The organism is Halovivax sp., from assembly GCA_007119345.1.
Classification (GTDB): domain Archaea; phylum Halobacteriota; class Halobacteria; order Halobacteriales; family Natrialbaceae; genus Halovivax.
Map to the genome: position 1 here is coordinate 1 of SKPV01000269.1, position 4,665 is coordinate 4,665.

The window sequence follows — 4,665 nt, forward strand, 5'->3', positions numbered from 1 at the left end:
ACGCCGCCGTCGGCGTCGGTGCGGGCGAGATCGCTCCCGCCGTCGGCACGCGTCCACTCGGCCGGGGTCGGTTCCCGCGTCGGCGTCTCGTCGGGTTCGGCTCCCTCGATGAGGGCCTCGACGTCGTCGACCTCGGCGTAGCGGTCGCGGTGGGCCAGCGCCGCCTCGCCGAGTTCGGTGACCTCGTAGCGCCCGGAGCGCTCGACGGGGCCGACCGTTCGGACGAGGCCGTCGTCCGCGAGGACGGGGAGTCGGGTGTTTACGCCGAGGGAGCCCACGCGACCGAGGAGCGGGCGGCACTGATCGAAACCGGGTCGTCCCGGCGAACTGTTTTTCCGATAGCGTCCCAGTGATGGAATATGGGAGTCTACGCGGACGACGTGAGCGAGTTCACGCGCTCTGCCGACGTCGACGACGAGGAACGGGAGCCGCTCGGTGAACGCCTTCGCGGGATGGCCGGCGAACTCGACGTGGACTCGGTCGAGGAGGTTCGGTCCCGTCGCGAGCGACGATGAGGCGCTTCCTCGACACGAATTGTTTCGTCGCGGCCGCGACGGACGAACCCGACACGGGTGCAGTCGCCTCGACGCTGTTGAGCGACGACCACGAATTTCTCACGTCTACGATGAACCTGATGGAACTGCGTTCCGTGCTGACGAAGACGGAACGACTGGAACCCGCTCGAGCCGACGAAATTCAGGACGAAATCACGACGGACGTTCGCGTCGTCATTCCCAACGTCCGATATGATGGACGCCAATCGGTTGCACCGTGAGACGCTGCTGTATCCGATCGATTGTCTCATTTTCGCCTGTGCGCAGGGTCACGATGCGACGCTCGTCTCGTTCGACGCCGAATTGTAGGAGGCGGGAGCTCGGGCACCCGAATCCCTTTGCTGAGACGGGGACGAGGCACTCGGGGCCCGCACTCTCGGTACGCGTCGCGTTTGCGCCCGTCTCGCACACGGTACCGGTCGATTACTCGTCCCCCTCGTAGTCGTCGGTCGTCGACGCCGAACTGACGTTCGTCCGGGCGGCGGCGGGGGCCAGGCGGTCGTCCTCGCTGATCGCCCAGTACCGGCCGCGGTGCCGGACGAGCCCGCGATCCTCGAGGCGGGATAGCGCCGCTCCCACGCTCCCGCTCGTGATGCCGGTCGCGTCGTGGATCTCGATCTGCGTGACCCTGCAGACGGACACGACCCTGAAGGCGCTGGTCTAGCTCGCGGCGGCCGCGCCCGCGTTCTCCGTCGTCTCCCAAGGCGGCGACCCGCTGACCACGTTCGCGCCGTTCACCGCGATCCTGATCGGGCCGGAGGCCGTGGAGACGATCATCGCGACCGACGCGGGGGACGAGACGGAGTGATCGAGACGCCGTAGACGGCGCGGAAACCCGCCCCTCCGAACGGGGTCGCGGTTAGTTGCGCAGGATCGGTCGGTCGTCGGTCGGAAAGTTGCGAGCGTATCGGTCCGACGCGATTCCAACCGTCGTTTCTCTCCTCGTGAGCGGTCAGAGGGCTCTGTACGGTAGCACTCCGTTCCCGGCCGGATGTAATGACACGTACGTACGCGTCATAACATATATGCCGCTCCGCGTCGAACCGCAGCGTATGAGTGGATCACACTACGACAAGACGATCCAGTTCCGTGCCGGAGCGGAAAAGGAGGCGGCGGAGTTGCTCGATGAGATCCACATCGGGGGCGTCAACGTGAGCGAACTCGCCCGCGTGGGACTGGTCGAAATGCTCCGACAGTCGCTAGACGAACGAGACGAAATTGCGGTCTACGAACGATACAGCCGCGGTGAGATCGGTGAGGACGTGGCTCGCGTCCTTCTCGGTGAAAAACTCGACCGGATGGAAGAAGAGAAAGCGTCGTTCGAGGCGGCGATGGAACGAGATACGTCCGATTTCCTGACGAGTAGCGATGGCGAGTGACACTCGCCACTCGATACTGGCCGATACGAGTTCCTTGATCGCGGTTGCGAACACCAGTGAATGGGAACTGCTGAAAGACGCAATCTACCTCACGACGACGAACGTCTGCAAGCACGAGCTTCGGAACCACGGTAGCTCGAACGAGTATCCGCCGGAAGGAAGTCGCGAATATTACTTGAAACGAGGGAGCCAACGCGTTCTTGCGCATCTAGACGATGATTCGTCGCCGTGGTCGTGCGTGACCGTCGTTCCCCGCCCGCACGGACCGGATGCAGGCGAGCAATCGCTCGAGCAGGAACTTTCCGAACACGCGCCGTCATATCAGATCGTGTCCGTTCTGGACTCAGCTGCGAGGCGCTCGATTCGGCGTCTCATCGACGATAACGGGTACGACATCGACGTTGTCGGGCCACCGTACCTCCTCTACATCCTCCTCGACAACGATCTCATCTCGAAGGCCGAATTCTGCGAGGCAACCGTGGAGATGATCCGTACGGAGGGCTGGACAGGATACGAGGTCGTGAAGAACGCGTGGACCAGTATTCCCGTCGATTGTTCCGATATCCTCGACGACGACTATAGCGACGCCCTCCCACCAAGCTGATCCCGCGGCAGCGTTTTTGCAACGGCTCACCGAGAATACTGTGCGATATCCCGGCGTTCGTCGACGACTTCTGGTGGAACGGTGACCGCACAGGACGCGAGGAGATACCGAAGCGGGTCCGGGTTCGCGTCGGGGTCGCCCGCCGCGTCGGCTCGCGGGAGCGAGACTCACGAGGGCGCTCGTGTCGGCGACGACCGTGCGCAAGCGCCGTCGGCCGCTCATCGGTCGTCGTCGGTCGGGGTCGACGTCGACCCGTCGTCGTAGATATCGACCTCGTCGGGGGCCGCGAGGTCGAGCGGCTCGTCCTCGAGGTCCGCCTCGAGGAGTCGGAGCCGCCGGGCGATCTCCGCACCGACCAGTCGTTCGACCGATTCGAACTCCAGCTGGTCGTCGTCGTCCGTCTCCGCGACCAGTTTCTGGACCGTCTCGCCGTCGGCGGTCTCCTCGACGCACTCGCGGATCGCTTCGACGAGGCGGTCGACGATCTTCGTCGAAGCGGTCGGCGATCGCACCGAGGCGCTCGACGAGAGACGCCGGCGACCGGAAGCGGAGCCGTCGACGTCGATTCGTCACCGATCCCGGCTGCCTCCGAACGCACCCGAGGATGGACGCGCAGGATCGGTCGGTCGTCGCCCGGACGGTAGCGAGCGGTCGCCTCGGCGCGCGACCGTCGGCGGCGCGGCGGGGTCAGTCGCTCTCCGCGCCGTCGGCGTCGGTGCGGGCGAGGCAGTTCCCGCCGTCGGTACGCGCCCGGTCGGCCGGGGTCGGTTTCTGTGACGGCGCGGCGTCGGCTTCGGCGCCTTCGATGAGGGCCTCGAAGTCGTCGACCTGGCCGTACGAGTCGCGGTGGGCCAGCGCCGCCTCGCCGAGCTCGGTGAGTTCGTAGAGGCCGGAGGACTCGGCTGGCCCGACCTTGTCGACCAGCCCGTAATCGTCGAGGACCGGGAGTCGGGTGTTGATGTTCTTGCGGCTCTTGCCCGTGTGGTGGGTCAGGTTCGGCGCGACGTTCCGGCCCCGCTCGGCGAGCGCCTCCAGGAGCAGGAAGTCCGTCGGACGGCGGAGTCTCACGGGCGATCACCCGTCTTCGGGGTCGAGGTGCCTGGAGTGAGGATGGCGTTCATCGTCGCCACCTCGGGAGCGCTCCGTGACCTCCTCGGGAGGGAGGGGACGGCCGCCGGGCCGCCCGACGGTCGCGTGCGGGTCCCGTGGCGACGTCCGTGACGGAGTGGGCGTACCGCGGCCGTGACGGAAGGTCCCACCGCGGCCATCATCGAACACCCGGGGTCGTGAGGCGTTCGACCTGGTCGGCGGTGAGCCCGCAGCCGCAGGGACCGGCGTCGTGGCGCTCGGGGCCGTACGTCCAGATCATGATGATCGGCTCGCCGCACGTCGGGCAGGGCGGATAGTACATGCGCTGGTCGCCGCCGGTGCCTCGCCGGCGGCCCGGCGGGGCGGGCGTGACGAAGAGGCGGTCTGAGGCCATCGGTGTGTTCGAGGTGAGGGTGTGGATCGACGTGGTTGGATGCGGGTCGGTTCGCGGGGTGACGGTTCCGAACGGCTGTGGGCGGGGTTGGTACCCGTTCGGCCGGAGAAACACGGCAGTAGCCGTGTGCTGGCGGTAGGCGGGCTGTGCGGGACGTTTATGGTGGTCTGGTGTGTAGCGTGGCATGGCTTCGTAAACCCGTGGATTGGGTTTTGGAAGCCACGTCTCGGGTGGTGCAACACCCGGGGCATTTGTGTGCCCTCTCCGGCAAGCCGGAGCGAGTGGCTTCCAATATGACAGAGGGGCTAGTGGTTAATATAGCTACTGGATATTCGCTAGAGAGGACGGTATTAGCGCTCGCTCCTCGATGGCCGATACGGTGGTGGAACGGATCCCTCCCTCGATTCTGACCATCACGTGATGTCGGCGGGATCGATCGCGACCCTTCCATCGGTCGGGGCGGTCTCGAGCCACGCGAATCCGTGTGAGAGTGGAGCGGAACGGTACGGGGCAACCCGGATGCTTCGATCGCACAGACCGGGCGGAAGTCCGTCGCTCCGCCTTCCGTCGGCGGCGCACCGGCGTGGATGGCCCCCAACGGGTGCCCGGACCGACTCCGAGAACCGTGGGCGAACTACCGGCAAA

8 protein-coding genes and 3 pseudogenes are annotated in these 4,665 nt (G+C 66.0%); 5 read left to right on the plus strand and 6 right to left on the minus strand.

Features of this window, described 5'->3' with window-relative positions:
• Positions 1 to 278: ArsR family transcriptional regulator (locus QZT59_RS19265; RefSeq protein WP_394348679.1), on the minus strand; the 278-nt coding region annotated here is incomplete at its 3' end.
• 81 nt (positions 279 to 359) lie between these two features.
• Here QZT59_RS19265 and QZT59_RS18065 point away from each other — a divergent pair.
• From QZT59_RS18065 to QZT59_RS19270, 3 genes are read left to right on the plus strand one after another with little or no spacing between them, the layout of a single operon-like run.
• Positions 360 to 515 (plus strand): hypothetical protein, encoded by a 156-nt coding sequence (locus QZT59_RS18065; RefSeq protein ID WP_290819276.1) that lies wholly within the window; start codon positions 360 to 362, stop codon positions 513 to 515.
• Positions 512 to 775 (plus strand): type II toxin-antitoxin system VapC family toxin, encoded by a 264-nt coding sequence (locus QZT59_RS18070; protein WP_290819277.1) that lies wholly within the window; start codon positions 512 to 514, stop codon positions 773 to 775. Before QZT59_RS18065 ends, QZT59_RS18070 begins: the two co-directional genes overlap by 4 nt.
• Positions 750 to 863, plus strand: a complete 114-nt coding sequence (locus tag QZT59_RS19270; RefSeq protein WP_394348680.1) for a PIN domain-containing protein — start codon at positions 750 to 752, stop codon at positions 861 to 863. Before QZT59_RS18070 ends, QZT59_RS19270 begins: the two co-directional genes overlap by 26 nt.
• Positions 864 to 977: 114 nt before the next feature.
• Here QZT59_RS19270 and QZT59_RS18075 read toward each other — a convergent pair.
• Positions 978 to 1,178, minus strand: a pseudogene (locus tag QZT59_RS18075) (MarR family transcriptional regulator); the annotation flags it as partial.
• Between the two features lie 428 nt (positions 1,179 to 1,606).
• On the opposite strand from QZT59_RS18075, the gene QZT59_RS18080 reads away from it, so the two are divergent.
• Both QZT59_RS18080 and QZT59_RS18085 read left to right on the plus strand, forming a co-directional pair.
• Entirely contained in the window at positions 1,607 to 1,933 is a 327-nt protein-coding gene (locus QZT59_RS18080) for a hypothetical protein (protein ID WP_290819279.1), read from the plus strand.
• Positions 1,923 to 2,537, plus strand: a complete 615-nt coding sequence (locus QZT59_RS18085; protein WP_290819280.1) for a hypothetical protein — start codon at positions 1,923 to 1,925, stop codon at positions 2,535 to 2,537. The genes QZT59_RS18080 and QZT59_RS18085 overlap by 11 nt, the downstream gene beginning before the upstream one ends.
• A gap of 35 nt (positions 2,538 to 2,572) precedes the next feature.
• Here the strand turns inward: QZT59_RS18085 and QZT59_RS18090 are convergent.
• The 4 genes and pseudogenes from QZT59_RS18090 to QZT59_RS18105 all read right to left on the minus strand — a co-directional run.
• A pseudogene (locus QZT59_RS18090) lies at positions 2,573 to 2,759 on the minus strand (hypothetical protein); the annotation flags it as partial.
• Positions 2,756 to 3,143 (minus strand): annotated as a pseudogene (locus QZT59_RS18095) (hypothetical protein). The pseudogenes QZT59_RS18090 and QZT59_RS18095, both read right to left, overlap by 4 nt.
• An 81-nt stretch (positions 3,144 to 3,224) precedes the next feature.
• Positions 3,225 to 3,605 (minus strand): ArsR family transcriptional regulator, encoded by a 381-nt coding sequence (locus QZT59_RS18100; protein WP_290819282.1) that lies wholly within the window; start codon positions 3,603 to 3,605, stop codon positions 3,225 to 3,227.
• A gap of 199 nt (positions 3,606 to 3,804) precedes the next feature.
• Positions 3,805 to 4,020, minus strand: coding sequence for a hypothetical protein (locus QZT59_RS18105; protein WP_290819283.1), 216 nt, complete (start codon positions 4,018 to 4,020; stop codon positions 3,805 to 3,807).
• Positions 4,021 to 4,665 lie beyond the last annotated feature (645 nt).

Excerpts from the sequence above, each read along its gene's own strand:
- QZT59_RS18065 (WP_290819276.1), top strand. The coding sequence starts at position 360 with ATGGGAGTCTACGCGGACGACGTGAGCGAGTTCACGCGCTCTGCCGAC.
- QZT59_RS18105 (WP_290819283.1), bottom strand. The coding sequence starts at position 4,020 with ATGGCCTCAGACCGCCTCTTCGTCACGCCCGCCCCGCCGGGCCGCCGG.
- QZT59_RS18080 (WP_290819279.1), top strand. The coding sequence starts at position 1,607 with ATGAGTGGATCACACTACGACAAGACGATCCAGTTCCGTGCCGGAGCG.
- QZT59_RS18085 (WP_290819280.1), top strand. The coding sequence starts at position 1,923 with ATGGCGAGTGACACTCGCCACTCGATACTGGCCGATACGAGTTCCTTG.
- QZT59_RS18070 (WP_290819277.1), top strand. The coding sequence starts at position 512 with ATGAGGCGCTTCCTCGACACGAATTGTTTCGTCGCGGCCGCGACGGAC.
- QZT59_RS19270 (WP_394348680.1), top strand. The coding sequence starts at position 750 with ATGGACGCCAATCGGTTGCACCGTGAGACGCTGCTGTATCCGATCGAT.